The organism is Marinomonas sp. IMCC 4694 (assembly GCF_008122525.1).
Taxonomy (GTDB): domain Bacteria; phylum Pseudomonadota; class Gammaproteobacteria; order Pseudomonadales; family Marinomonadaceae; genus Marinomonas.
Map to the genome: position 1 here is coordinate 2,321,916 of NZ_VSRV01000001.1, position 25,928 is coordinate 2,347,843.

The 25,928-nt window shown below is 47.3% G+C and carries 25 protein-coding genes; 5 read left to right on the top strand and 20 right to left on the bottom strand.

The features are described 5' to 3' along the window. Positions 1–16 precede the first annotated feature (16 nt). Together FXV75_RS10470 and FXV75_RS10475 are read left to right on the top strand one after the other, a co-directional pair. Positions 17–1,276, top strand: coding sequence for an EAL and HDOD domain-containing protein (locus FXV75_RS10470; protein WP_262368528.1), 1,260 nt, complete (start codon positions 17–19; stop codon positions 1,274–1,276). Positions 1,277–1,471: 195 nt separating this feature from the next. After that, positions 1,472–2,716, top strand: a complete 1,245-nt coding sequence (locus FXV75_RS10475) for a multidrug effflux MFS transporter (RefSeq protein ID WP_148833206.1) — start codon at positions 1,472–1,474, stop codon at positions 2,714–2,716. On the opposite strand, the gene FXV75_RS10480 is transcribed toward FXV75_RS10475, so the two are convergent. The 3 genes from FXV75_RS10480 to FXV75_RS10490 all read right to left on the bottom strand — a co-directional run bounded on the left by FXV75_RS10480 (position 2,713) and on the right by FXV75_RS10490 (position 4,189). Beyond that, entirely contained in the window at positions 2,713–3,183 is a 471-nt protein-coding gene (locus tag FXV75_RS10480) for a type II toxin-antitoxin system YhaV family toxin (protein WP_222863122.1), read from the bottom strand. The genes FXV75_RS10475 and FXV75_RS10480 overlap by 4 nt on opposite strands. Positions 3,184–3,185: 2 nt before the next feature. Continuing rightward, positions 3,186–3,515 (bottom strand): type II toxin-antitoxin system PrlF family antitoxin, encoded by a 330-nt coding sequence (locus FXV75_RS10485; protein WP_148833208.1) that lies wholly within the window; start codon positions 3,513–3,515, stop codon positions 3,186–3,188. A 116-nt stretch (positions 3,516–3,631) separates the two neighbouring features. Then, positions 3,632–4,189, bottom strand: a complete 558-nt coding sequence (locus FXV75_RS10490; RefSeq protein ID WP_148833210.1) for a TetR/AcrR family transcriptional regulator — start codon at positions 4,187–4,189, stop codon at positions 3,632–3,634. A 120-nt stretch (positions 4,190–4,309) separates the two neighbouring features. Between FXV75_RS10490 and trpB the strand changes: the two genes are divergently transcribed. After that, the gene (gene trpB / locus FXV75_RS10495) at positions 4,310–5,572 is read left to right on the top strand and encodes a tryptophan synthase subunit beta (RefSeq protein ID WP_148833212.1); all 1,263 of its coding nucleotides are present in this window, start codon (positions 4,310–4,312) and stop codon (positions 5,570–5,572) included. Next, positions 5,569–6,354 carry a tryptophan synthase subunit alpha gene (gene trpA / locus FXV75_RS10500; protein ID WP_148833214.1) on the top strand — a complete coding sequence of 262 codons (786 nt, stop codon included), beginning with the start codon at positions 5,569–5,571 and terminating at the stop codon, positions 6,352–6,354. The genes trpB and trpA overlap by 4 nt, the downstream gene beginning before the upstream one ends. A gap of 66 nt (positions 6,355–6,420) precedes the next feature. Here trpA and msrB read toward each other — a convergent pair whose 3' ends face one another. Further along, positions 6,421–6,915 carry a peptide-methionine (R)-S-oxide reductase MsrB gene (gene msrB, locus FXV75_RS10505; protein ID WP_148833216.1) on the bottom strand — a complete coding sequence of 165 codons (495 nt, stop codon included), beginning with the start codon at positions 6,913–6,915 and terminating at the stop codon, positions 6,421–6,423. A gap of 64 nt (positions 6,916–6,979) precedes the next feature. Continuing rightward, positions 6,980–8,314 (bottom strand): DUF3422 family protein, encoded by a 1,335-nt coding sequence (locus tag FXV75_RS10510; protein ID WP_148833218.1) that lies wholly within the window; start codon positions 8,312–8,314, stop codon positions 6,980–6,982. Between the two features lie 64 nt (positions 8,315–8,378). Here FXV75_RS10510 and FXV75_RS10515 point away from each other — a divergent pair, with 64 nt between their 5' ends. Further along, positions 8,379–8,936, top strand: coding sequence for a hypothetical protein (locus FXV75_RS10515; protein WP_148833220.1), 558 nt, complete (start codon positions 8,379–8,381; stop codon positions 8,934–8,936). A gap of 47 nt (positions 8,937–8,983) precedes the next feature. On the opposite strand, the gene FXV75_RS10520 is transcribed toward FXV75_RS10515, so the two are convergent. The 15 genes from FXV75_RS10520 to FXV75_RS10590 form a co-directional block, all read right to left on the bottom strand. Then, a complete protein-coding gene (locus tag FXV75_RS10520; protein WP_222863123.1) occupies positions 8,984–9,523 on the bottom strand; it encodes a lipocalin family protein in 540 nt (179 codons plus the stop codon). Positions 9,524–9,588: 65 nt separating this feature from the next. Beyond that, a complete protein-coding gene (locus tag FXV75_RS10525; RefSeq protein ID WP_148833222.1) occupies positions 9,589–9,885 on the bottom strand; it encodes a hypothetical protein in 297 nt (98 codons plus the stop codon). 79 nt (positions 9,886–9,964) lie between these two features. Further along, positions 9,965–10,504 carry a hydrolase gene (locus FXV75_RS10530; protein ID WP_148833224.1) on the bottom strand — a complete coding sequence of 180 codons (540 nt, stop codon included), beginning with the start codon at positions 10,502–10,504 and terminating at the stop codon, positions 9,965–9,967. Positions 10,505–10,801: 297 nt separating this feature from the next. Beyond that, positions 10,802–11,800: an inositol 2-dehydrogenase gene (iolG, locus tag FXV75_RS10535; RefSeq protein WP_148833226.1), complete on the bottom strand. Its 999-nt coding sequence runs from the start codon at positions 11,798–11,800 to the stop codon at positions 10,802–10,804. Between the two features lie 25 nt (positions 11,801–11,825). After that, positions 11,826–12,659 carry a 5-deoxy-glucuronate isomerase gene (gene iolB, locus FXV75_RS10540; protein WP_148833228.1) on the bottom strand — a complete coding sequence of 278 codons (834 nt, stop codon included), beginning with the start codon at positions 12,657–12,659 and terminating at the stop codon, positions 11,826–11,828. Positions 12,660–12,712: 53 nt separating this feature from the next. Beyond that, a complete protein-coding gene (locus FXV75_RS10545; RefSeq protein WP_148833230.1) occupies positions 12,713–13,870 on the bottom strand; it encodes a Gfo/Idh/MocA family protein in 1,158 nt (385 codons plus the stop codon). A gap of 290 nt (positions 13,871–14,160) precedes the next feature. After that, complete coding sequence (gene katG, locus FXV75_RS10550; RefSeq protein WP_148833232.1) at positions 14,161–16,356, bottom strand: catalase/peroxidase HPI; 2,196 nt, start codon at positions 16,354–16,356, stop codon at positions 14,161–14,163. Between the two features lie 157 nt (positions 16,357–16,513). After that, a complete protein-coding gene (locus tag FXV75_RS10555) occupies positions 16,514–17,455 on the bottom strand; it encodes a D-2-hydroxyacid dehydrogenase family protein (protein ID WP_148833234.1) in 942 nt (313 codons plus the stop codon). Between the two features lie 144 nt (positions 17,456–17,599). Next, positions 17,600–18,775 (bottom strand): acetyl-CoA C-acyltransferase FadA, encoded by a 1,176-nt coding sequence (gene fadA, locus FXV75_RS10560; RefSeq protein WP_148833236.1) that lies wholly within the window; start codon positions 18,773–18,775, stop codon positions 17,600–17,602. A gap of 27 nt (positions 18,776–18,802) precedes the next feature. Next, positions 18,803–20,953 (bottom strand): fatty acid oxidation complex subunit alpha FadB, encoded by a 2,151-nt coding sequence (gene fadB / locus FXV75_RS10565; RefSeq protein WP_148833238.1) that lies wholly within the window; start codon positions 20,951–20,953, stop codon positions 18,803–18,805. Between the two features lie 64 nt (positions 20,954–21,017). Next, positions 21,018–21,947, bottom strand: a complete 930-nt coding sequence (locus FXV75_RS10570; protein WP_148833240.1) for an electron transfer flavoprotein subunit alpha/FixB family protein — start codon at positions 21,945–21,947, stop codon at positions 21,018–21,020. Beyond that, positions 21,944–22,708 carry an electron transfer flavoprotein subunit beta/FixA family protein gene (locus FXV75_RS10575; RefSeq protein WP_148833242.1) on the bottom strand — a complete coding sequence of 255 codons (765 nt, stop codon included), beginning with the start codon at positions 22,706–22,708 and terminating at the stop codon, positions 21,944–21,946. The genes FXV75_RS10570 and FXV75_RS10575 overlap by 4 nt, the downstream gene beginning before the upstream one ends. Positions 22,709–22,807: 99 nt before the next feature. Beyond that, positions 22,808–23,560: an enoyl-CoA hydratase-related protein gene (locus FXV75_RS10580; protein WP_148833244.1), complete on the bottom strand. Its 753-nt coding sequence runs from the start codon at positions 23,558–23,560 to the stop codon at positions 22,808–22,810. Further along, positions 23,557–24,123, bottom strand: a complete 567-nt coding sequence (locus FXV75_RS10585; RefSeq protein ID WP_262368529.1) for a DUF2889 domain-containing protein — start codon at positions 24,121–24,123, stop codon at positions 23,557–23,559. Before FXV75_RS10585 ends, FXV75_RS10580 begins: the two co-directional genes overlap by 4 nt. 88 nt (positions 24,124–24,211) lie before the next feature. Further along, on the bottom strand, positions 24,212–25,912 hold the full coding sequence (locus FXV75_RS10590; RefSeq protein WP_148833246.1) for an AMP-binding protein: 1,701 nt from the start codon (positions 25,910–25,912) through the stop codon (positions 24,212–24,214). Positions 25,913–25,928 lie beyond the last annotated feature (16 nt).

Below are 25,928 nucleotides of genomic sequence, written 5' to 3' on the forward strand. Positions count from 1 at the left end.
TCATCGCTGAATGTATATGGAAATTCAACCTAAAGGTTTACGTATGGTCAGCTTCTCTACAGTATTAGACGACTTAATGATGGCTCAACAGCCCATTATCGACAGGAAAAAACATACATTTGGCTATGAACTTTTATTTCGTGGGAAAAATGCACTTTTTGCTGACTTTCTTGAAGGCGACGGGGACGCGGCAACCAGCCAAGTCTTGGTGAATTTGTGTATTGGTATCACTGAGCTGCGATCTCAACTGAACAAACCCTTCTTCATCAACATAACCGCCGACTTGATGATGTCTGATGCGTTTTTCCCGATTAACCCCAACACGGTTTACATAGAAATCCTTGAAAACCAAACCATCACTCCTGAATTCATTGAAGTGGTGAAAAAGTGGCACACCATCGGTTATCGATTTGTTTTAGACGACTACCAATTCACTGAAGACTACGACGCTATCTTGCCTTTTGTCTCCATTATTAAAGTCGACGTGCTCGCCACCCCTCCCGATCAATATCGTCAGCAAATAGCCCAACTCAAAGCCAGAGGGCTCACCTTACTGGCTGAAAAAGTAGAGTCTTTGAGCATGCTTGAACAGTGCATGTCCTTTGGCTTTGACTTGTTTCAGGGGTATTTTTTACAACGCCCGACCATCATTAAGGGAAGAAAAATTGACTCGGCTACACACAGCGCGATCGAGCTTGTTAACGCACTGCAGAATGACAACATCAGCATCGATGAAGTCACTCACCTAGTCAGCATTCATCCCAAGTTGTCTTATCAATTGTTACGCATATTAAATAGCCCGCTGTGTGGCATCAACAAAACCGTTACGAGCATAAAAGAAGCCATTGTGTTTTTGGGGCTCACGCAATTAAAAAAGTGGGCGTTACTCATTACGTTAACCTCATCAACCAAGCAACCAAGAGCCTTGTTGAAAATCCTTCTCACCCGCGCGCGATGTTGTCAGCTGATTGCCGAACACAATCACTCTCCTCTTATCGACGCGGCTTTTATGGTCGGGCTTATGTCGGGTATTGATGCTGTTTTTCATGTTGAAAAACAGGTCGTATTAACGGAAATTGCCTTAGACAAGCCCTCTCGAGACGCCATATTGACGTTTTCGGGCGAACTTGGTGGGTATCTAAAACAAGCACTGTATGTGGAAGAGCAAAACTGGCAAAGCATTCAAACCCTGCCTGCGGATCAAAGAACCGCTTTAAACAACGCATTTTTAGACGCGATAACCTGGTCAGAAAACGTAATGCTTTCTGTCAATTAGCGGATTAGACCCACACGGCACTCAGCCATGATCAGGATTAAACCACGACATACTCACTTCCTCATTTCGTGCACATAAATGCACACTACCCTTTTTGAGTCTCAGTATAATAACGTCGCCTTATCACGCTGTGCAGCGCGTTCTCTGAGTCAGTGAATACCTTGCCGCCCCGCCCAAGACTTTTTGGACTATCTTATGGAAAATGCTCATAACAACACATCCGCCTCGGGTATGGGACCAAAAGAGTTTACTCTTTTGGTCGCGCTACTGATGTCGATCACAGCCATCTCAATCGATGCTTTATTGCCAGCGCTGAGCATCATAGGGGACGAGCTTGGTGCCGTCTCCGCAAATCAACCCCAGCTATTGATCAGCATGCTGTTTCTTGGATTGGCCCTTGGTCAGTTAATTTGCGGCCCTTTGTCCGACGCATTAGGGCGTCGTCCTATCCTGTTTGGTGGCTTCGTGATCTATTTTGTTGGCACCTGGGTATGCTACCAAGCCAACAGTTTGGAAACACTCTTACTTGGTCGCTTTATTCAAGGTCTTGGCGTCGCTGGCCCCTATATTTGTGCGATATCTTTGGTACGCGATTTGTATCATGGCGCAAAGATGGCACGCATTATGTCCTTGGTCATGATGATCTTCGTCTTAGTCCCTGCCATCGCCCCAACACTGGGCCAAGCCATTATGTTTGTGTCAGATTGGCGCGGTATCTTTGAATTGTACCTCGCCTATGCCACCTGCATCATCGTTTGGATTGTCCTGCGTTTAAAAGAAACTTTACCAAAAGCTAACCGTATCGCCTTTACAAAAAAAGACTTTTACGAGGGCTTTAAAGAAGTCATCACCCATCGCATTACCGCCAGTTACACCGTATGTATGGGCTTGTTTTTCGGCAGTTTTATTGGGTATTTGAACTCTTCACAGCAGATTTTTCAGGTGCAATTCAACACCGGTAACCTGTTTGCGTTGTATTTCGGGCTACTCGCTCTAGTACTGGGTTTTGCGTCTTTAATTAACTCACGCATTGTCGAAAAATACGGTGCAAAAACCCTTGCCTTTCGCGCGATTTGCATCGTCGTTCTCATATCCATTGCCTTTTTTGCCTTGCATGCCGTTGTCGACATTCAGCTGTGGATGTTTCTTGTTTACGCGTCTGTGTTGTTTTTCTGCTTTGGCTTATTATTCGGCAATGTCAACGCCCTCGCGATGGAACCCATGGGACACGTAGCCGGCATTGCCTCTGCCGTCATCGGCTCGGTATCTTCAATTATGTCCATGAGCATAGGCACCATCATTGGCCAAATGTACAACAACACCTTAATGCCTATCTCAGGGGGCTTCGTCATCATGGGCTCACTGGCCATCGCTATTATGTACTGGGCGGAAAAAGGGCGAGTGGAGGAAAACAATGAAGAACAAATTGCAGCGGTTTAATTAGGGAAATAATGAGTTGTGCTTTTTAAAAGATCATCCCAATCATCTGGCGGATGTCCTGACTCAAGCATTTTAGAAAAAACTTTGTAGGCGTCTTTTTTACTACCATAAGCTCTTTTATTTTCTTCGTCATTAACCCAAGCGTAGATAATAATTTTTGACTCGACATGATATCTGAAAAACAAGCGATACTGCTGAAAAAATTTGGCACGAAACCAGTGCTTATGATTATAACCTAATGTTTTTCCTTGACGATAATCAGCACTGGTTGGATCTTGTGGGATTATTTCAAATGCTAACTTATGAATGGCGGCTAATCGCTTAGTGGCATTTTTTTTTACATAACCCGTAGGGTCTTGCTTTTTCAATACTTCCACTTTGTCTTTGAGAATAAAATATTGCTCAGCAAACAAAGGATGGGCATAGAGTGTCCAACCATTAACGACAATAGGAAAATTATCAGGCAAGCTTACTCATCCTCATCAGACAAGGGCGCATCCAAATCTATCTCAACACCCACAATAAGACTTTGCACAGTGTTGCGCATGCTTGCTGTCAGATGCTGTAGATTTTCTGGATGCTGCTGCATGTCATCCGCTAAAAAAGACAAAAACTTATTCATCACGGGATCGTCGTCTATTGTTTTGACTTTTGTCATCAAAACATTGCCATCTGCTTGAATGACATACCGAATTTTATCTTTTTTACTCAAATGAAGAGCACGGCGTACAGAACTAGGCACGGTTGTTTGAAAACGTTCGGTAAGTGTTGACTCGGTTTCTAAGGCAATATTAGCCATAATCACCTCTATCTCTCTGCGGAATGTATGACTGAAAATTGTAGTGCCAAAACGTAAGCAATGCAAACGCATTACCTGTGTTTATCATTACAAGACTAGCGAATAAAAGGCTCGATTTATGTCAGTAAACTATCCAGCTGATGCACCAAATCCGTCTTGTTCATCATTGACTGATTCATTAGTGTGGGCATCAATAACGCTTCTCGACTTACCGCTTTTAAAGCAAAAAAATTCATCGATGACACTGAAAACGCGTCAATCCATTCCAATAAAACGGTTTCTAATACAGATTCAAATTCAGCAAAGAGGCTAAATGTAGACGGCTGCATTTTGTGCTGTTCGCCTAATAAAATGCGGTACACGGCAAGACGCTCTGGTTTGCCGACCCAGGTTTCCCAAAGACGTACCCAGCCGGTAATTAAGCTGGTGTCTTTTTCTTTTCGCACACCCATTAAGCAAGTTTGCATGTCACTTTCGGCTTGCTCCGTAAGAGCTGTTAAGACGTTTTCCCACAGGACTAATTTGGTCGGGAAATTACTGTACACCGTGGGTTTAGACACAGCAGCGGTGATAACTACCTGATCAATACTGGTACTTTGATAGCCCTGCTGAGTGAATAAGCCTTTCGCTGCTGTTACAATGTGCGCTTTCTTACTGGGTCTACCACGTGCCATGACGTTCTCTTCATAAAAGTAATTTAAAGGGTATTTCCTTTGATGAAACACTTGACGTGGCCCTATCATCGCATTAAATTTACTAAACGGTATAGTTAAATAATTAATTGGAGACACATCATGCAAAGCGAGAACGGTTTCTACGGGCAATACGGCGGTAGCTATATTCCTGAAATCCTTTATTCAAGCCAGCAACAAATTCTTAATGCGTTTGAAGAAGCGAAAAATGATCCTGAATTTCTCGCGGAGTTGAACAAACAATGGCAGCAATTTTCTGGCCGTCCCACACCTTTGACGTTTTGCGCCAATTTGACGGAGCATTTCGGTGGCGCACAAATTTATTTAAAACGTGAAGACTTAAATCACAGCGGCGCTCACAAAATGAACAACGTCATTGGCCAAGGTTTGTTGGTCAAACGCATGGGCAAAAAACGGGTTATCGCGGAAACAGGCGCAGGCCAACACGGTATCGCAACCGCCCTTGTGGCGGCACGTTTAGGTCTGGAATGCACCATTTATATGGGTGCAAAAGACATCGAACGCCAATATCCAAACGTATTTTGGATGAAGCAGCTTGGTGCGACCGTGGTACCGGTAACAACAGGCGCCCAGACTCTTCGCGATGCGCTGGACGAAGCTTTACGTGATTGGTCTTCTAGCCACGAAGATAGCCACTATTTGATCGGTACGTCTTGTGGTTGTGCGCCCTTCCCTGAAATGGTGGCGTTTTTTCAATCGGTGATTGGCAACGAAGTGCGCGAACAAAGTGTTGCACAATTCGGTCAGTTTCCAGACCGCTTGTACGCTTGTGTCGGCGGCGGCTCAAATGCTTGCGGTTTGTTCCTACCGTTTTTAGATGATAAAGAAGTAGAAATGGTTGGCGTTGAAGCCGGCGGTAAAGGCCTAGAACTTGGCGAGCATTCGATTCGTTTGTCTCATAACTTAGGTCAACCCGGTATCGCACAAGGCTTTGCCACCATGTTTTTACAAGACAAAGCTGGCCAGTTGCAAGAAACACATTCCATTGCCGCAGGCTTAGACTACGTGGGCGTATCACCCATTATTGCGCACTTAGCAGAAATTGGTCGCATTCAAATGACCTATGCGATGGACGACGATGTCATCGCGGCTTGTACTTTATTGCTGAAAAAAGAAGGCATTATTCCCGCTCTGGAATCGTCTCACGCCTTAGCCGGTGCCTTTAAAGATGCGCCAAATTTACCGAAAGACAGCAAGATTGTGATCAACTTATCTGGTCGTGGTGACAAAGACATCTTCAACGTAGCCAAAGCCGTGCAAGATGAAACCTTCCCGCAGTTTTTAACTGATTACTTAGCGGCTTACCCAACCAGTCACGCTGATCACAAGGAGCAAAATGCATGAGCCAATTAGCCACTTTTATTCATGAAAAACGCCAAGTAAAACCCATTTTATCGATGACGCATGTGGTTTATGGCTATCCAACGGTCCAAGAAAGTTTGGATTGGATGGAAAGACTGATGCAAGAAGGTGTGGATTTCATCGAAGTACAATTCCCTTTTTCAGATCCTGTCGCCGATGGGCCAAGTATCGTGGCAGCGTGCCATAAAGCGCTAGAGCAAGAATTAGACGTAGATACGTGTTTGTCTGAACTGGGTTCGCTGGCAAAAAAATACACGCAAAGCCGTATTGTGTTAATGAGCTATTTAAACCCCATGTATCGTTTTGGCCTCGACAAATTGGCCAAACGCGCAGCAGAAGAACATGTCATCGGGTTGATTTTACCGGATTTGCCCATTGAACAAGCGGCAACATACCAAGCCGCATGTAAAGCCAATAATATTGATCCTGTATGGTTGGTCACCCCCGTCACGCCACCAGCACGTTTGGAAATGTTGGCCAGCCAAGCCAGTGGTTTCTTGTATTGTGTCGCACGCTCTGGCGTAACGGGCCACTCCAGTCACGAAGGTAAAGTCAAAAACACCTCCCTCGATGATTACTTAGCGCACATTAAACAACACGCCAGTGCCCCTATGGGCGTGGGTTTTGGCTTGCGGGAACGAGCGCAAATCGAGCAACTTATTGGCAAAGCTGACGTTGCTATTCTTGGATCGGCTTTATTAGATGCATACAATCAGGGCGGGCAAGATGCCGGTATCAAACTGATTAACGATTTGTTTGATTAAAATAAGACAGGCTTATCCATGTTATCGTGTCGTTTCTGTTAAAAAATCGACACGATAATGTTGTCTTCAGGCCGGTTTGAAGATCAACGAAACCCCATTTAAACAATGACGTAATCCCGTTGGCTGTGGCCCATCGTTAAAAATGTGTCCAAGGTGACTGCCACAACGACGACAATGCACTTCGGTGCGTGTCATGAAAAACCCCTTGTCTTCTTTTGTACCGATTGAATCAGGTAAACTTTCATAAAAACTGGGCCATCCGGTTCCGCTCTCATATTTTGTACGACTAGGGTACAAAGCAAGATCGCAGCCTTTACAATGATAATTCCCTTTGCGTTTTTCACTCAACAACGCACTGGTGCCCGCGCGCTCTGTGCTTTCTTCTCGCATGACTTGATATTCAAAATCCGACAGCATGGCGCGCCATTCTTTTTCGGTGCGAACCACTTCAAACGTTACATTCGATGCCTGAGCCGAGGCGCTAACACTGGCAGACAGAGGCAACATATTGGCAACGCCGACGGCACAAGCCGTTTGGATGAGAAATTTTCGACGATTCATAATACTTACTCCGTTCTAAATGGGTTCTAAATACGTTTCAAAAACTGAAATGCCTTACTTAAACTTACGTGTTTTTTTCGTCTTTGGCCTTGGCAAGCTGTAAAAAACGCTTATGTATTTTACGCGTCGCCAGCCATACCCCGCCCACAACAAGGGGGACAGACAAACCGATTACCAAACTTTTATCGAAACTCACCCCTTTGTCATACACCGCTTCAATTAGGAACTTCAACAAGCCAACACTGTAATAACTGATCGCCGCCACCGACAAGCCTTCTACTGTGTGTTGCATGGCCAGTTGTATTTTTGAACGTCGATCCATAGAAGTGAGTAATTGCTGATTTTGAGACTGTATCGACATTTCCACCTGAGTTCGCATCATGTCGGACACCCTATCAATACGCATAGACAAATTTTCAAGATGTTCGTTCGTGGTGTTACAGGTACGCACCGCTGGCGTTAAACGGCGCGTCATAAACTCAGTTACGGTTAAATGGCCCGAAACCTCGTCTTCTTTAAGTTCATTTAAGCGCTTTAACACCAGTTCATGGTAGGCACGGGAAGCGCTGAATCGAAACGAGGTTTTCGCCCGGGCGGCTTCGACCCACGCCGCCATTTTAATCAATTCACTGAGCAGTGTTTGTGCGTCTGAGGCTTCTCCTGGGTCGGCCAAATTGCCGGTAGTACGGGCAAGTTTCTCGTCCATGATGACCAGCTCAGCGTTGTATTGTCGCGCCGTAGGTAACGCCAATAGCGCCATCAGACGATAGGTTTCTATTTCGACCACACGCTGTACCATGCGCCCCAATTGGCTGTCACTCATGCTTTTGTTGTAAATCAAAAAGCGACCGCACCCATCACTGTGCAGCTGAAAGCTGGTCCAAACTTGCGCGTCGCCATTTTGTGGTCGACTGCCCACCAGACGCATGCCTTCAAAGTGGCTTTTTACCAAAGCAAGGTCGGGCTCAGGAATGGTTCGTGCGTCTTCCACTGCCACATGAAAAGCCGCAATAACCTTGCCTGGTAAGTGTGCCAGCCAGTCCATGGGGAGACAAGACAGCGCATTTTGATCAAAAAAGCCCAATGTTGCATCGACCTGCTCGCAGGTAATCATGTAAGACGTAAACTCAAGGTGTTTGTCACGTCGTATTTTAAAATCACCAAACTGCACCTCAAAACACACGCTATCGTGTTCCGGTGGGGTACCTTTAAAATGTTCATAGAGCGTGCGAAAATGCTCAAACTCACGGTGTTTCTGGTCTGGGTTTACCATCACGGCAAGGTAGCTGATTCTCGCTGGGCTTGGCAGTACCTGAAAAGGGCGCGAATGCAATTCGGCATAAAGTGCATGTCGTAAGGGGTGTATCGCTAATCCGTACGTATTATCCACCGTGTTCACTGTTTTTCTCCGGTTGCTGGCAGTAAAGTGCCATAAAATATAGTTAGATAAGGTGCACTTTCAGATGATACGAACACTCATTAACATCGGTATTATTGTCATGAGCCTACAAGCGATACCACTTGTCTATGGCGACAATTTAGTGGCGTTTGGAACCGCCTGCTTGGCAAAAGAAGCCCTGTTAAAAGAAGCCGAAAATCGCTTAAATGACAGAACGACCATCGACGCTGACGATTCAACAGCAAAAGGCACTCGTGACGCATTAGTCGGATACGAAACAGAGCAAAATCAGCTAAACGAAGCCATCACCCAATGCCTTGAAACCACCCCAAACAGCGCCTATTGTCATCAAGTGCGACGTCGCCAAAATGAACTTGCCTATCTGATTGAAAAAAGCAAGGCCACAACCTTAAACAGTAGGTTAGCCAACGCTTTAGATAAGCCAGATGTATTCGCTCAAAACGACATAACGCAAGAGCAGGTTAAGCAACAACACGAGCGTTTCATTGCGCTTTGCCGAGACTCAGACACACATTACTCGCTTATTCAAAACTCTGACGCCTACAGGGAAGTTTGCCATTCAGAGCAGGCTAAACACACCATTACATGCTCGTTTTTTTAGTCAGAACGTACTCGCTCATTACGTTATGAGCTTTTCCCTCTGCGTACTTAATTTTTAACCAACGGCGCTTGCTCAACAATAACCAATTTGTCCATTGAGAAACCTAAAGCCTCAGCCTTACCCAATAATCGACGTTTTACGGCTTCTGGCATGGTAGGCGTTCTGGATAATAACCAGAAAAAATCACGGTTCGGACCTGACACCATCGCGTATTGATAATCAGCCTTGTCTAGTTCAAAAATCACATAAGCCCCATAAAATGGGCCAAAAAAAGACACTTTCAAATGACCAATCGTTGACGAGTTTACAAAATACGCGCGCCCTTCTGCCTCTCGCCATTCTTTATCATCGGCGGAATACCCCCGGTTTACGACCGCAACGCCACCATCACGGCGCATGGAATACCTTGCGGTGACATTTGACAGACCCTCTTCAAAAGCATGATCTTGACGAGCAATTTCGTACCAGGTGCCCAAATAACGCTCCAGTTGAAACTGAGCAACAGGGTCAATATTTTTTGGTGCGCCGGTACAGCCAACTAAAAAAATGGACAGCAACACGGATAAAAAACCCATATAAACGCTCATTCTGACACCTCTAGCTGACATCATTACTTTTACCTTTGTGGTTAGCTCACAAAAAACCAACACTGTTAGCTTTTAAGCGCCATACCCGCCACTTCTATAACGGTTTTCGCTTCGGTTCGCTCCATGATTTTCACTAACGCCGACTGAATCACCTCGTCTTCACGAACATCACTCTGGCCCACAAAGCGCTGCTCTTGAGGCTCGGCTCCTTCTTCTAAAGTAAAGGTCACCACCACTTCTGACGCCATGTCGATGGCCATCTCTACCGTCGTCGCGAAATACGCAATAGATAACTGAGGATAGCCTTTGAAGCCCATTTTGACTTTTTTTGCGATACGTTTTTTAGATTTATCTAAATTCATGGTGCCTACCTAAAAGATATGTATGTTGGTTGAAAAAGACTTGCTGAATTAAACCACAAAGCCAAAGGGTCAAGGCACATTATTTAATGATACTCAGCGCACCTTTAAACGCATCAGTACGGCAATCGCCCATCAATTCAAATAGACACATTTCCAAACTGGTGATGTCAGCGCCTTTGCGAATGAGCTTGTTTAGGGCCAAGGTTTTATTCGCCAATGTGCGTGATGAAACACAGTCACTCACCAACTCAACGGATTTACCTAAAGCCAATAAATCCAGTGACGTCTGGTACACACAAACATGTGTTTCAATACCGCAAACAAGCCAGGTATCGACATGGCTTTGCTTAACCGCGTCGACCAACGCAGGCTCACCACACGCACTGAATGACCATTTTGGGATGGGTTGATGCTCTTTTAGCACGTCCCGTAATATGGGCAAGGTTTCTCCCAGTTTTTCTGGGTTTTGTTCCAGCCATAAAATCGGCAAGTTCAATAACTTTGCCACCTTGACTAACTTAACAAGATTCGCGATAAGCGGCTCACTGTCGTTCATGATGGTTGCCAATTTGCCTTGTACATCAATCACGATCAATCCGGTTTTAGTTTTATCGAGCATTGTGTCCCCTGTATTTTTTGTCATTGAGCGCACGACCCTAGTTCAGTAACCTATTAGGCCATTCTATTACATGACCCAGGGAGACCAATGCACTCATTGGCCCTTCGAGTCTGCTTTAAAGTAACAAGAGATGTCACACGGCTCAATCAAATCCGTTACGACCCTTTCCTTGACGCCGCTTAAACCTAGACACAAAAAAAGGGCTTTCGCCCTTTTATTGCATTTACGCTACCTCAATGTGCTATCTCAACAACCGCCATGTTCTGATGGGTTTAGACGCAATCCTAAGCATTAAGATCACCAACTCAGCGAGACTTTTTGACCCGTTTCTAAAGATTGCTGAGCCGCGTCTGCCAGTATTTGCGCACGACGACCGTCTTCAAAGCTCGGGGTTACTGGCTGTTTAGCCAGCACATTTTCAATAAACGCGGTAAGCTGCAAGTTATAAGCGTCCACATAACGATCAATAAAGAAGTTGTACAACGGATCTTTTACTTGAGTCGTCTCCTTAGTGAAGCGTGTCACTGACGTGGGCGTTTGGTTGTTCGAAATAACCATCCCCTCTGAACCAAACGCTTCTACACGCTGATCGTATCCATAAATAGCTCGACGCGATCCATTGATGTGGATGAGACGGCCAGACTGGCTTTTCATGATCAGCATCACGCTGTCAACGTCGCCAATCTCGGTGATTTTTTCATCCACCATGGCACCACCAAATGCTTGAAGCTCAACGATCTCTTCATTTAGGACAAAACGCGCCATGTCAAAATCATGAATGATCATGTCGCGAAAAATACCACCAGACGATTTTAAATATTCCACTGGCGCCATGCCAGGGTCGCGACTGGTAATAATCACTTGTTCGAGCTTGCCAATACTGCCGTCTTGCGCCGCTTTAGCAATGGCCGCATGGCTCGGATCGTAACGGCGATTAAAGCCAATTTGTATCGGCACAGGGCACTCTTTAATCTGCTCTAAACAAGCGTTGACCGTGGCGGTATCGAGGTCGATCGGCTTTTCGCACAAAATGGCCTTGCCCGCTTTCGCGGCTTTAACGATCAGGTCGACATGAGTGTCGGTGCTGGTCGCGATCAATACTGCCTGGACGTCCGGATCCGCTAACGCTTCTTCAACACTGGAGACAACCTTAGCACCCGTCGCCTTGGCCACGGCTTCGGCCGCAGGTGCGTACACATCATATACATATTTTAAATTCGATTGCGCAAACGCTTGAATATTCTGCGCGTGCATTTTTCCGATTCGACCGGCACCAAACAAAGCAAAGTTCAGCATTTTTAATCCTTTTAAAGTGTTTTTATTATAGGAGCGGGAGTGATTGCGCTTTTTTATCGCGCTCAATAATCCATTCGTGATCTGGGTCGTTATGGAATATCCAGTGACGACTTGGCCCCGCCATCACGTTTAAATAATAAGACTGGTAACCATGTGGTACGCCCACCGGATGGTAGCCTTCTGGCACCATGACCAGGTCACCATCTTCCACGGCCATGGTTTCATCGATGCGTCGATCGTCGGTATACACACGTTGAAACGCAAAGCCTTGTGGCGGGTCTATCTTATGATAATAGGTTTCTTCTAATTGCGTTTCTGACGGCGCAGCATCGGTATCATGCTTGTGCGGTGGGTAGCTTGACCATCCGCCGCTCGGGGTAATCACTTCACACACCAACAAGCTGTCCGCCGGCTCGTTACCAAACAAAATGTTGCACACATGGCGCGTATTGCTTGCCACGCCGCGTGTTTCATATTGGCATTGTTCAGGCGAAATTAACTTGGCAGCAAAGCCCCCTTTGCCCGGCGCTTTACAAAACGCCACTTCAACATCGGTAATGGCCGAAATACAAATACGATCTTGTGCCGGAGAATACACTGAATAGGGCGCTTTTTGATCAAATACGCTCATTCGATCGCCAATATTTTCCCACGCTTCGTTCTGCGTATTCGCATTGGCTTTGCCGGATAAAATCACCGCGCACACTTCGTTATCGGCGGTCTCTATCGTTACCGACTCGCCGGCTTTTAATTGGTGGGCTTCAAAGCCCACATAACGCCAGTTTGCAGTTTCAGGCGTGACGTTTTGGGTTTGTGTCACGCCGTCTATGTGGCGCTTTTTACTGAGTAAGTGTGACATTTTCACCTCGGTAATGGATTGTTTCTTTTATCAAATGTACGGTCTTTATCGCTCTAGTGCTTTGCGTCGTATTGCTCTACGTCAACCCAAGTTCCCTTCTCGTAGGATTCAACCACACTGTCAAGAATGAGGTTAATTTGCGTTGCTGCACGAAAGTCTGGCCACAACGGTGCATCGTTCACAATACCTTCAAACAAATCACGAATCTCCACCGCCTTCATGTCGTTAAAGCCCAGACCATGACCCGCAGACACACAAAATGCTTGGTAATCTGGGTGCTCAGGGCCAACCAGAATACGCTTAAAGCCTTGCATTTGTGGATGGCCTTCGGCGATGTACACAGACAATTCGGACAAGGTTTCTTGGTCAAAAATTACACTACCTTTGGTGCCTGTGACTTCAAACGACAAACCGTTTTTTCTTCCCCAAGCAATACGAGACGCCTCTAAGGTGCCTTGGGCGCCGTTGGCAAAACGCACCATCATGTGAGTTTGGTCATCGTTTTCGACCTGACCGACCCCAGTATTGTCCTCGGTGGACGACAAGGGGCGCTGTTGATGTACTACTTTTAAGTCCGCACACAACGACTTGATAGGCGCAACCAAATGTATGGCCAATTGCACAAGGTGAGACGCTAAATCATTCAGTGCCCCTGTGCCAGCAAACTTTTTTTGCAAGCGCCAACTAAAAGGCAAGCTTGCATCCGCCAAATAATCTTCATTGAACACACCCCGAAAATGCACCACTTCCCCAATGTCGCCACGAGCAATGAGTTGCTTGGCAAACTGTACCGTTGGGTTTTTGATGTAGTTAAACCCCACCAAGGTCTTCACGCCAGCCTTCTCAGCGGCTTCGGTCATTTCTTTGGCGTCTTCGGCATTGAGCGCCAAAGGTTTTTCACTGTAAACGTGCTTCCCAGCAGCAATGGCCGCTAACGCGATTTCTTTGTGAAGAAAGTTAGGCGCACAGATGTCGACCACGTCAATCGCTGGGTCATTGACTAATGTTTTCCAGTCGCCCGTTGAGCGATTAAAACCCAATTCTAGCGCTTTCGCTTTTGCCAGTTCAGGCGTAGCGTCGGCTAACATCTCGCACTGTAATTGATCATAAGAAATGGCAAACGCGGCCATCGCATTACGGTACGCAATCGCGTGTGCTTTGCCCATATAACCAGAACCTACCAAACCCACTCGCATTGTATGTGTCGCCATTGCTCTTCTCCCTCTCGAATTTGACGCGAACTTCTCCACATCAAATTACTTTTTTAATTTTTTTATTCTAACCTAAGGGCAATAGTAGAATATTTGTTTCATTTTATTCAATAGATAAAAAAAAATCACCCATTAAATGCAAAAAAAAACAGCAGAGCCGGCGATATCCTAATCAAGCAAACGCCTTATCAGACAAAAAAAGGCAAGCTGGACATAACATCCAGCCTGCCTTGGGCGAATTTAACGGTATTTACACCTGAAACTTATCCAGCGAATTGAACACAAGGAGATCAGACCAAATCGAAACGGTCCAGCGCCATTACTTTGGTCCATGCTTGTACGAAATCCTTCACAAAACGTTCTTGTGAATCGGAACAAGCATAGACTTCCGCAATCGCACGCAACTGCGAATTCGAACCAAAAACCAGGTCAGCACGGGTCGCTGTCCATTTGATCTTGCCAGTGGAACGGTCGCGACCTTGAAACTCGTCTTCTACTTCTGAGGTGGCAAACCATTTCGTCCCCATGTCCAACAAGTTAACAAAAAAATCGTTGGTCAAGGTTTCAGGTTGATCGGTGAAAACACCGTGGGCAGAGCCACCGGTATTGGCATTAAGCACTCGCAAGCCCCCCACTAACACGGTCATTTCTGGTGCAGAGAGGGTTAAAAGCTGCGCTTTATCTAACAGCATTTCTTCTGTTGAAATCGTATATCGCCCTTTTTGGTAGTTCCGAAAGCCATCGGCGATCGGCTCAAGTACCGCAAAAGAGGCCACATCCGTTTGCTCTTGCGTCGCATCGGTACGCCCTAGTATAAGCGGCACCACCAGATCGTGACCCGCCGCCTTGGCGGCTTTTTCAATGCCTACGCCGCCCGCTAGAACAATCAAATCGGCCATTGAAATGCGTGCTGTAGATTGATGGTTGAAATCCGCTTGAATGGCTTCCAAAGAAGCCAACACACTGGCCAACTGCGCCGGCTGGTTCACTTCCCAATCTTTTTGTGGCGCAAGACGTAAACGAGCACCGTTGGCTCCGCCACGCATGTCTGAACCACGGTAAGTCGACGCGGACGCCCATGCCGTTGATACAAGCTGAGCCACTGACAATCCAGAGGTGGCCAATGTATCTTTTAATGTCTCAATGTGTTGCTGGGTGACCATATCGTACGTTGCCGCTGGGATAGGATCTTGCCAAATCAACTCTTCTTGTGGCACCAAAGGCCCCAAATACCGAGCAACTGGCCCCATGTCACGGTGCGTCAGTTTGAACCAAGCACGAGCAAAGGCATCGGCTAATTGGTCTGGGTTCTCATAAAAGCGTTTCGAAATCGGCGCGTAAATGGGGTCATCACGCAACGCCAAATCCGAGGTAAACATCATAGGCGCATGACGTTTAGAAGCATCGTGAGCATCGGGAACGGAATCCACCGCCGCGCCATCTTTTGGCTGCCACTGCCATGCCCCCGCTGGGCTCTTGGTCAATTCCCAATCGTATTCGAACAGGTTTTCAAAGTAACCATTGTCCCAAATAATCGGATTTTTCGTCCAAGCCCCTTCTAAACCGCTGGAAATGGTGTCTGCGCCATTGCCTGTACCTTGGGTGTTGTGCCAGCCTAAACCTTGCTCCGTTAAACCTGCGGATTCTGGATCAGCGCCTACTTGCGCCGCATCGCCTGCGCCGTGGGTTTTACCGAAGGTGTGACCCCCTGCAATCAGTGCCACTGTTTCTTCGTCGTTCATCGCCATACGGGCAAACGTATCACGAATATCTCTAGCCGATGCCAACGTATCAGGCTTGCCATCTGGGCCTTCTGGGTTAACGTAAATCAGACCCATTTGAACCGCGGCCAATGGATTTTCTAAATCCCGATCCCCGGTATAACGTGCATCGTCTAACCATGTTTTCTCCGTTCCCCAGTAAATGTCGTCTTCTGGTTCCCACACATCCGCACGACCACCCGCAAAACCAAAGGTTTCAAAGCCCATGGACTCAAGTGCGCAGTTACCGGCTAAAATCATCAAATCGGCCCAGGAAATTTTGCGGCCGTACTTCTGTTTGATCGGCCAAAGTAAACGACGCGCTTTGTCTAAATTGACGTTATCTGGCCAGCTGTTCAAAGGGGCAAAACGCTGAGTACCGGATGTCGCTCCACCACGGCCATCAGCCGTACGGTAAGTACCAGCACTGTGCCACGCCATACGAATGAAAAATGGCCCGTAATGACCATAATCCGCTGGCCACCAGTCTTGAGAATCTGTCATAAGCGCATACAAATCTTGACGTAGCGCTTCAAGATCCAAACTATTGAACGCCGCTTGATAGTCAAACTCCTCACCCATCGGGTTGGATTTAGCAGAATGCTGATGCAGTATTTTGAGATTTAACTGGTTTGGCCACCAGTCTTTGTTTGATGTTCCACGACCAGCGGCTTGACCCGCGCCTGATGCACCGTGGTTAAAAGGACACTTACCTTCGTTAGACATATGACTTCCTCCTTCTTTTGCTTACCGTTTTGTGTTGGGGTGTATTTTTTGCCCCATGTCTATAGTTATAGTTATAGACTCATAAAATACGATCAACCAATAAATAAAAACTAACGAGGCAATAGGCGAGTCAATCTCCCCCTTTTACCATGGTCGTTTAAGACGGATAAAACGCGGCGACGTTTTCAAAAGCGATGCTAAAGTAGCGTTCATAGCTGCTTTTTTCTACATAGCCAATATGTGGCGTACAAAGCACGTTTGGCAAAGACAAAAGCGGTTCGGTTGCTGGGGTGGCAGGCTCTATTTCAAACACATCCACAGCGGCTTGTTTGCTTGGATTAGCCCGCATTTCTTGGTAAAGGGCGGCGTTTTCAATGAGTTCAGCGCGGCTGGTATTCACGATTAACACGTCCGCCTTAGTCATGGCCAAGTCTTGCGCTGTTACGCAGGCTTTAGTGGCCCCATTGAGTCGCAGATGCAAACTGATCACATCGGCTGTTTGAAAAAACTCGGCCTTACTTGAGGCGGCTAAAAAGCCATGTTCTTGCGCCAAAGTACGAGAAGCGTCACTGCCCCACACCAGCACTTGCATACCAAATGACTTGGCGTAGTGCGCGATGCGTTGACCAATTTTACCGTAGCCCCAAATGCCCAAAGTGGCCCCATGTAACACGCGCCCAAGTCCTAACGCCCCCGATTGCTGCCAATCCCCTTGGGAGAAGTTTGAAACATAAGCAGGCATACGACGGCTCGCCGCCATGATCAGGCCCCAACACAATTCCGCTGGCGCCACAGGCGAGCCCATGCCTTCCAATACGGTCACACCGTACTGCTGGCACAGAGCCACATCGATATGATTGCTGACTTTGCCGGTTTGACTGATCAGTTTTAAATTAGGCAATCGAGACAGTAGTGCTTCGGTAATGACGGTTCTTTCACGGATCAATACCAAAGCATCAAAGCCCATTAAGCGTTCGACCAACAGATCAATCTCCGTCAGTGTGTCGGTAAAAACCGTCACATCATGCGCATTAAGAATAGAAAAACACGCCAATTTTTTAACGCTGTCTTGATAATCGTCTAACACCGCAATTTTCATTAGAATCTCCTATTAAACTGGCTTCAAGTACCGGCAAAGCGACCTTAAGCCTATGCCTTAAACTAATGCTCTGAGTCTAACTGAGTTCATAAAAAAAGCCCCGCACTAAGCGAGGCTCTTTACAAAGACAGCGTTCTAACCGCGTCAGATACGTTCAAACACAGTCGCAATGCCTTGACCCATACCAATACACATAGTGGCCAAACCAAGGTTAGCGTCTTTATCACGCATCACGTTTAATAACGTCGTCGAAATACGTGTACCGGAACACCCTAACGGATGACCCAGCGCAATGGCACCACCGTTCAAATTAACTTTCTGATCCACCAAGTCAATCAATTTCAAGTCTTTCAGAACCGGAATAGATTGTGCTGCAAACGCCTCGTTCAACTCGACAATGTCGATATCATTGATGGTTAAACCCGCACGCTGCAAAGCCTTTTTCGTCGCTGGAACGGGCCCATAACCCATAATGGCGGGATCACAACCCGCTACCGCCATGCTACGCACTTTGGCGATCGGCGTTAGGCCCAACTCTTCGGCTTTTTTTGCCGACATCATCAGCATCGCCGATGCACCATCCGACAACGCAGACGACGTACCCGCGGTGACCGTACCCACTTTTGGCATAAACACCGGTTTCAAACCGGCCAAAGATTCCATAGACGTTTCTGGACGAATCACTTCGTCCACTTCTACTAGGATTTTATTGCCTTCGGCATCGTGGCCTTCAAGCGATACAATTTCATTAGCAAAACGGCCTTGCAAGGTCGCTTCGTGAGCCAAACGATGAGAGCGCACAGCAAACTCATCTTGTGCTTGACGGCTCACACCGTGCATTTTACCCAGCATTTCCGCCGTCACGCCCATCATCATAGACGCTTTTGCCATGTGCTTTGACAAAGCAGGGTTCACATCTACCCCGTGCATCATGCCAACATGACCCATGTGCTCAACGCCACCCACAACAAACACATCCCCTTGGCCGGTCATAATGGCTTGCGCCGCGGTGTGAATCGCTGACATAGACGAACCGCACAAACGGTTAACCGTTTGTGCGGCGGTGGTAATAGGCAAACCAGCCAACAAAGACACAGCACGTGCCATGTTGAAGCCCTGCTCTAGGGTTTGGTTTACGCAACCCCAAATCAAATCTTCTACGTCTTTTGGGTCAACATCTGGGTTACGCTTGAACAAGGCTTTAACCAGCCCCGCCGATAAGTTCTCCGCTCGAACATTGCGAAAAACACCGTTTTTTGTTTTGCCCATCGGTGAGCGAACCGCGTCGATAATCACGACATCATTTGGATTCAGTTTCATGGAAATTCTCCTCTAGCCTCTGGGAAATTAAACGCCGTAATAGGTGTCATTGTTGTTTGCCATGTCGCGCATTTTCGCGGTTGGCTCATACAATTTACCTAAGTGGCTGTATTTGTCTGCAAGGTCACAAAATGCCTGCAGCCCCATTTGGTCTAGGTAATGCAAGGCACCACCAAGGTAGGGAGGAAAACCAATACCGTAGATCAACCCCATGTCCGCTTCTGCCGCCGTCGCAACAATGTTTTCTTCCACGCATCGTACGGTCTCGATGCACAAAGGAATCATCATGCGAGCCACAATGTCCTCTTCGGTCAATTCAGACTGAGATGTCACCACGGGCGCCAACAAAGCGTTGATCTCGTCATTAAAGATTTTCTTCGGCTTGCCTTTACGGTCGGGTTCGTAAGTATAAAAGCCTTTACTGTTTTTCTGACCAAAACGCGCTAATTCAAATAAGCGATCTATCGCATTTTTGCCTTCGTGTTTCATGCGATCTGGAAAGCCTTCAGCCATCACTTGGTCAGCATGAAACGCCGTATCCACACCCACCACATCAAGCAAGTAAGCAGGGCCCATTGGCCAGCCAAATTTTTCCATGGTCTTATCGATCACTTGAAAATTCGCGCCTTCTTGCATCATCAAAGAAAAGCCCGCGAAGTAAGGAAACAATACACGGTTCACTAAGAAGCCTGGGCAATCGTTCACCACAATCGGCGTTTTGCCCATGGCTTGAGCGTACGCTACGGTTTTGGCAATCGCAGCATCGCTGGTTTTTTCGCCACGGATAACTTCAACCAATGGCATACGATGCACGGGGTTGAAAAAGTGCATCCCACAGAAATTTTCTGGGCGTGTTAAGCCTTTCGCCAACTCCGTGATCGAAATGGTCGAGGTGTTAGACGTAAGAATGGCATCGTCAGCCAGCTTAGTTTCCACTTCGGCTAACACAGATTTCTTGATGTTGACGTTTTCTACGACCGCTTCAACCACCAAATCCACATGAGCGAATTCGCCATAAGTTAACGCCGGAACAATGGCATTCATGGCTTTAAACGCTTTTTCCGTCGTTAAACGTCCACGCTCTACTTGACCATTGAACAGTTTATTCGCTTCATTCAATCCAAGCTCTAAGGCTTCAGGACGAATGTCTTTCATGATAATCGGTGTGCCTTTGGACGCAGACTGATACGCCACGCCGCCCCCCATAATACCCGCGCCCAATACCGCGGCTTGCTTCACCGGTGTCGCGCTTTTCGCGTATTTACCAGCGGTTTTTTTAATTTTCTGATCACTCAAGAACAAGTTCACCAAGGATTTCGCCACAGGGCCTTTCGCCAATTTCACAAAGCCTTTGATCTCTGTTTCGATGGCTTTGCTCATGTCTTGACTGATGCCCTTCTCGATCGTTTTGATCGCCGCCATCGGTGCTGGGTAATGCTTACCGGCTTTGGCACCCACCACACCACGGACCGATTCGAACACCATCATTTTTTCGATCGGCGAAAACACCATAGGCGCACGCAATTCGTCGCGGCGAGCATGATAATCCAGCTTGCCATCCAACACTTGTTGGATCAAATGACGAGCTGAATCGTTCACTTTTGCAGCAGGTACGACGGCATCCACAGCGCCGTCTTTTAAGGCATCGGCGCTGCGTTTTTGCGCACCACCACAGATCCATTCACAGGCATTGTCTGGTCCGATCAAACGCGGCAGACGCACTGTCCCACCCCAACCAGGATAAATTCCGAGTTGTGTTTCGGGCAGTCCAATTTTTGCGGAATCCGCCATCACACGATAGTCACACGCCAACACCAACTCCATTCCGCCGCCTAGAGCAATACCATTAATCGCGGCAACCGTTGGGCAAGATAAGTTGGAAATATCATTAAATATGGCGTGCGCCGCGCGTAATTTATCGGTTAACTCTTCGTCTTCAAGCAGGAACCAAGACGTAAATTCATGAATGTCGGCACCGACCACAAACACGTCTTTGGCGCTGGCAAAAATCACACCGTTTAAGTCGTCCGTATGCTGCAATAGAGCAACGGCTTGCGCCAGTTCGGCCAAGGTTGCCGCGTTGAACTTATTGACCGACTCGCCGATCAGATCCAGAGTGACCGTCGCCACACCAGCGTCATCGACTGCCACCTTGATTGCTTGTCCTTCGAATATCATGTTGGTCTCCCATTATTGTTATTTTGCTGTGCTGCTTTGCTCACAAGGTAAGCGCATGCCAACGTTAAAGGCTTTTTTCCAGTTCTGGCACCGCATCAAACAAATCGGCTACCAGTCCATAATCCGCGACTTGGAAAATAGGCGCCTCTTCGTCTTTGTTGATCGCGACAATGACTTTTGAGTCTTTCATGCCCGCCAAATGCTGAATCGCACCCGAAATACCAACGGCAATGTACAAATCAGGGGCAACGGTTTTGCCGGTTTGCCCCACTTGCAAATCATTGGGCACAAAGCCCGCGTCTACGGCCGCTCGGGACGCACCAATCGCCGCGCCCAATTTATCGGCAACGCCTTCAAGCAAAGCAAAGTTTTCACCGTTGCCCATGCCGCGACCGCCGGAAACAATGACACTGGCAGCGGTTAATTCAGGGCGATCCGATACCGCCAATTGCGCTTTTACAAAACGACTGCGATCCGACACGATGACCTGAGACACTGTGTCGATATTAGCGCTTCCACCCTCACTCGCTGCGGCATCGAAGCCAGTCGTACGAATGGTGATCACTTTTACGCTGTCGACACTTTTTACCGTGGCAATCGCATTGCCTGCGTAAATTGGACGTACAAAGGTGTCTGCGGACTCAACCTTGATCACATCAGAAAGCTGCGCCACATTCAGTAAAGCCGCTACCCGTGGCAAGGTGTTTTTGCCCGTTGTTGTTGCCGGTGCCAAAATATGCTCATAAGGGCGAGCTATTTCGACGATCAATTTAGACACATTTTCTGCCAATTGATGTTCGTAAGCGGCGTTGTCAGCGAGCAACACTGTGGTGACACCTGGGACCTTGCTGGCGGCATCGGCCACAGCTTGGCAATGAGAACCCACCACCAACACATGCACATCGGTGCTGATCTGCGTCGCAGCCGTGACCGTATTGAGCGTGGCTGGTTTTAGGGATGCATTATCATGTTCGGCAAGAATTAAGACACTCATGACACCACCTTCGCTTCGTTTTTCAATTTATCGACCAGCTCGGTGACCGAGCCCACTTTTATGCCACCCGCCCGTTGTGCTGGTGGTGTCACCGACAAAATACGGACATTTGAGCCCACATCAACCCCCAGCTCCGCCGGCGTTTTAACGTCGAGTGGTTTTCGTTTGGCTTTCATAATATTGGGCAAAGAAGCAAAACGTGGCTCATTTAAACGCAAATCTGTGGTAACCACCGCAGGAAGGGTAATGGCCAACGTTTGTAAACCGCCATCTATTTCACGAGTGACTTCAATTTCTTGTGGGGCTTCGCCGCTTACAACGACTATTTCAGAGGCAAACGTAGCCTGAGGGTAATCCAGCAACGCCGCGACCATTTGGCCGGTTTGATTGTTATCAGAATCTATGGATTGTTTGCCCATAATGATCAGATCAGCGGCTTCGTCTTGAGCGACTTTGGCCAACAATTTTGCCACGCTCAATGAATCCAAACCGTCTTCTGTATCGACTTGAATCGCACGGTCTGCGCCCAATGCCAGCGCGGTGCGCAAGGTCTCTTGGCAATTTTTTGAACCAACCGAGACCACTACAACTTCTGTAGCGATGCCTTTTTCTTTAAGTCGAATGGCTTCTTCTACCGCAATTTCGCAAAAAGGATTCATCGACATTTTGACGTTGGTCAGGTCGACCGCCGTATTATCGGATTTAACGCGTACTTTGACGTTGTAGTCAATGACGCGCTTTACAGATACTAATATTTTCATAAGCCCCTCATGATTATTATTTTGATGGTCTCTATAGTAGTTTGAGACGAGTTTTCATCAATAACAAAAAAGCGCCAGTTAACTGACAAAAATAGTCACTTATTTATTACGAGATAAAAAAGAGGCGAACGCCTGGTAGGCTTCTTGTGAACCTAGGCGGTCTTTGAATATCTGACCTTCTCGCAACAGGGCCGTTTGCACCGCTTCTTGGTCTTGGTGTTTCAGCAGACCTTTGCTTAATGCAACGGCTTGCACTGGTAACGCTGCCACTTTCTCGGCATAACGCAAGGCGACGTGAAACGCTTCGCCTGCTTCACATAAGTGATTCACCAAGCCCATTTGATAGGCAGACTCAGCGTCTACGCACTCCCCTAGAACTAATATCTCAAACGCTTTTTGATGACCAACCAGCTGAGGCAACAAAAAGCTAGACGCGGCTTCCGGCACCAAACCAAGCTGTACAAATGGAAACTGCAAACGCGCTTGGCGTGACGCTAATACCAGATCACAATGCAACAACAGGGTCGCCCCCACGCCCACAGCACGGCCTTCAACGCCCGCAATTAATGGCTTTTTAAAACGACTGAGCACTTGCAGAAACGTCATTATCGTGGTCATTTTCTCGGGCGTTTGTGCAATGTGGACAAACTCATTAATGTCATTTCCTGAGGAGAAATTCCCGCCAGCCCCATGAATCAAGGTCACTTTTATATCGTCATTTTGTTCTGCTCGACACAGAGCGTCGGTAAGCGCTTGGTACATATCCAGTGTGATGGCATTTTTTTTATCAACGCGATCCAAACACAGTTGCTGAATACCGGATTCGATTATTTCGGTAACAAAATCACTCATGATTGTGGCTCCTCAGCGGGTAACTTGAGAACGTGTTCTTCAACTAGCCTGCTTACCATAGGGCCATTGTCTGACCAACCTTGGCAGCTGTTCACCAATTTACCCAGCGCAATAGGCACTTGCTTTGGGTACTTTTCACCTAAGGGCTGCCACATAGTTTGAAACGCGGTCGTCGCGGCCACAGGCAGCAACTCCAACACATGAGTGCATCCCACCTTACCGCTGAATGTTTTTTTCAACCAACGATTCCAACCAGGTCCAATACGCGTATTTTTAAGCAAGGCAAAATTCGGCGCTGCCGCCCCGCAGTTAGGGAAAGGAAACGAATCCATCGACACATTGACCTCTTTGATTAAAAAGGTATCGTCTAGGGTTAAGGTGACAGAAATGTCATGAAAGGGGCTGTTTGTCGGCACAAGGCTGTCGTCAAATTCACGACGAACGTCGTAAGCTTTAAGGTCTTGCATGGTGGCTTGAATGTCCCACAAGCCGTCTTCTCGCAAAAAACCATGAGACTCTATAACGCGTTTGTGCATTAATTTACGTTTAACCTGCGTCATCATAACGCTCCTGTTATTGACTGGTATAAGCGCTTTAAAAAGCGCCTTTTAAAGACTAAAAGGCGCAACAGAAAAAGGGGTGGCGAATGAATTAAAGGGTTTGCTCTTCTTCTCTTAAAGCACGACGTAGGACTTTACCAACATTGGTTTTAGGAAGCTCCATGCGGATCTCAAAGTATTTAGGCACCTTATAAGCTGCCAAATTTTCTTTGCAGTACGCTTTCAGCGCTTTTATATCTGGTTTTTCTACATTGGCTTTGAGCACCACAAAGGCCTTTACGGCTTCGCCCGCTTTGTCGTCTGGTACACCAATCGCAGCCGACTCCAAAATGGCAGGATGAGACGACAAACAATCCTCGACTTCGGTAGGATACACGTTAAAACCCGATACAATGATCATGTCTTTTGCACGGTCAACAATTTGCAAATACCCATCCGGGTGCTGCATGGCAATATCACCGGTGATTAAAAAGCCGTCGTCTGTCATCACTTCACGAGTGGCGTCTTCACGATTCCAGTAGCCCTTCATAACCTGAGGGCCACGCACACATAACATACCCGATTCGCCCTGCAACACGGTGTCACCATCGCGGTTTTGAATCTTAATGTCTGTTTGTGCAACAGGTAGACCTATGGTGCCGATGCGCTCTTGCCCGATGGGGTTGAAAGACACCACCGGCGAGGTTTCAGTCAAACCGTAACCTTCCACCACTTGGCAGCCTGTGATTTTTCGCCACTCATCGGCTGCAGCGTGCGTTAACGGCATGCCGCCAGAACAGGTCAGCTTCAGCGTTGAAAAGTCCAGTGCACGAAAATCTGAGTTATTGCACAAGCCAACGAACAAGGTATTTAAGCCGACAAAACCGGTAAAAGGCCACTTTTTCAGCTCTTTCACAAAGCCAGGTAAATCACGAGGATTCGGGATCAGCACACTGTGTGCGCCGCGCTCCAATAGGGTTAGCCCGTGTATCAGAAACGCGTAAATATGGTACAGCGGCAACGGTGCGATATACACCTCGCCTTTGGTATCAATAATGCTCTCAAGACGAGAGCTTAGTTGGTACATGTTCGAAATCAAATTCGCGTGAGTGAGCATAGCGCCTTTGGCCACACCGGTTGTTCCGCCAGTATATTGCAATACCGCAATGTCACTCGAAAAAGGGGTGACTTTTGTCACGGCTTTACCTTGTCCTTTTGCCAACACTTCATTTAACGTCAGTGCGCTAGGGAGATGGTAAGGCACCACCATTTTCTTCACGTATTTCACGACAGAGTTCACCAGCAGGCGCTTTAGGGGCGCATGAAAATCTGCAATTTCAGTGATAATAACGTGCTTGATGGACGTTTTGGCGAGAATCTTCTCAACGTTGTGCGCCATATTCGCGAACACAACTAAAGCTTTGACGCCGGCGTCATTAAACTGATGCTCTAGCTCTCTTGGGGTATAAAGTGGGTTGGTATTCACCACGATCAAGCCCGCCTTCATCGCACCAAACAACACAACTGGATACTGAATAACATTGGGCAGCTGGACCGCAATACGGTCACCAGGTACCAAACCGGTATGATGCTGAAGATACGCGGCAAACTGATCCGATTTTTCTTTCAGTTCTCGATAGGTCAAGGTTCTGCCAACGCTGGTAAACGCAGGACGATCAGCAAATTTTTCAGTGGCCAATTCCAATACATCAGTCAGTGATTGATAACCGAGTGGGTTAAGTGACTCGGGCAAATAGCTGCCATGTGGCTTTCCCAAGTACGAGTGAGTCGGAGGAGAAGTATCCATAGTCATAAATAGCTCCGTTTGT

What these genes read in the sequence shown, in the direction of transcription:
- FXV75_RS10470 (WP_262368528.1), top strand. Translation starts at nt 17, where the DNA reads ATGGAAATTCAACCTAAAGGTTTACGTATGGTCAGCTTCTCTACAGTA.
- FXV75_RS10475 (WP_148833206.1), top strand. Translation starts at nt 1,472, where the DNA reads ATGGAAAATGCTCATAACAACACATCCGCCTCGGGTATGGGACCAAAA.
- FXV75_RS10485 (WP_148833208.1), bottom strand. Translation starts at nt 3,515, where the DNA reads ATGGCTAATATTGCCTTAGAAACCGAGTCAACACTTACCGAACGTTTT.
- FXV75_RS10490 (WP_148833210.1), bottom strand. Translation starts at nt 4,189, where the DNA reads ATGGCACGTGGTAGACCCAGTAAGAAAGCGCACATTGTAACAGCAGCG.
- trpB (WP_148833212.1), top strand. Translation starts at nt 4,310, where the DNA reads ATGCAAAGCGAGAACGGTTTCTACGGGCAATACGGCGGTAGCTATATT.
- trpA (WP_148833214.1), top strand. Translation starts at nt 5,569, where the DNA reads ATGAGCCAATTAGCCACTTTTATTCATGAAAAACGCCAAGTAAAACCC.
- msrB (WP_148833216.1), bottom strand. Translation starts at nt 6,915, where the DNA reads ATGAATCGTCGAAAATTTCTCATCCAAACGGCTTGTGCCGTCGGCGTT.
- FXV75_RS10515 (WP_148833220.1), top strand. Translation starts at nt 8,379, where the DNA reads ATGATACGAACACTCATTAACATCGGTATTATTGTCATGAGCCTACAA.
- FXV75_RS10520 (WP_222863123.1), bottom strand. Translation starts at nt 9,523, where the DNA reads ATGAGCGTTTATATGGGTTTTTTATCCGTGTTGCTGTCCATTTTTTTA.
- FXV75_RS10525 (WP_148833222.1), bottom strand. Translation starts at nt 9,885, where the DNA reads ATGAATTTAGATAAATCTAAAAAACGTATCGCAAAAAAAGTCAAAATG.
- FXV75_RS10530 (WP_148833224.1), bottom strand. Translation starts at nt 10,504, where the DNA reads ATGCTCGATAAAACTAAAACCGGATTGATCGTGATTGATGTACAAGGC.
- iolG (WP_148833226.1), bottom strand. Translation starts at nt 11,800, where the DNA reads ATGCTGAACTTTGCTTTGTTTGGTGCCGGTCGAATCGGAAAAATGCAC.
- iolB (WP_148833228.1), bottom strand. Translation starts at nt 12,659, where the DNA reads ATGTCACACTTACTCAGTAAAAAGCGCCACATAGACGGCGTGACACAA.
- FXV75_RS10545 (WP_148833230.1), bottom strand. Translation starts at nt 13,870, where the DNA reads ATGGCGACACATACAATGCGAGTGGGTTTGGTAGGTTCTGGTTATATG.
- katG (WP_148833232.1), bottom strand. Translation starts at nt 16,356, where the DNA reads ATGTCTAACGAAGGTAAGTGTCCTTTTAACCACGGTGCATCAGGCGCG.
- FXV75_RS10555 (WP_148833234.1), bottom strand. Translation starts at nt 17,455, where the DNA reads ATGAAAATTGCGGTGTTAGACGATTATCAAGACAGCGTTAAAAAATTG.
- fadA (WP_148833236.1), bottom strand. Translation starts at nt 18,775, where the DNA reads ATGAAACTGAATCCAAATGATGTCGTGATTATCGACGCGGTTCGCTCA.
- fadB (WP_148833238.1), bottom strand. Translation starts at nt 20,953, where the DNA reads ATGATATTCGAAGGACAAGCAATCAAGGTGGCAGTCGATGACGCTGGT.
- FXV75_RS10570 (WP_148833240.1), bottom strand. Translation starts at nt 21,947, where the DNA reads ATGAGTGTCTTAATTCTTGCCGAACATGATAATGCATCCCTAAAACCA.
- FXV75_RS10575 (WP_148833242.1), bottom strand. Translation starts at nt 22,708, where the DNA reads ATGAAAATATTAGTATCTGTAAAGCGCGTCATTGACTACAACGTCAAA.
- FXV75_RS10580 (WP_148833244.1), bottom strand. Translation starts at nt 23,560, where the DNA reads ATGAGTGATTTTGTTACCGAAATAATCGAATCCGGTATTCAGCAACTG.
- FXV75_RS10585 (WP_262368529.1), bottom strand. Translation starts at nt 24,123, where the DNA reads ATGATGACGCAGGTTAAACGTAAATTAATGCACAAACGCGTTATAGAG.
- FXV75_RS10590 (WP_148833246.1), bottom strand. Translation starts at nt 25,912, where the DNA reads ATGACTATGGATACTTCTCCTCCGACTCACTCGTACTTGGGAAAGCCA.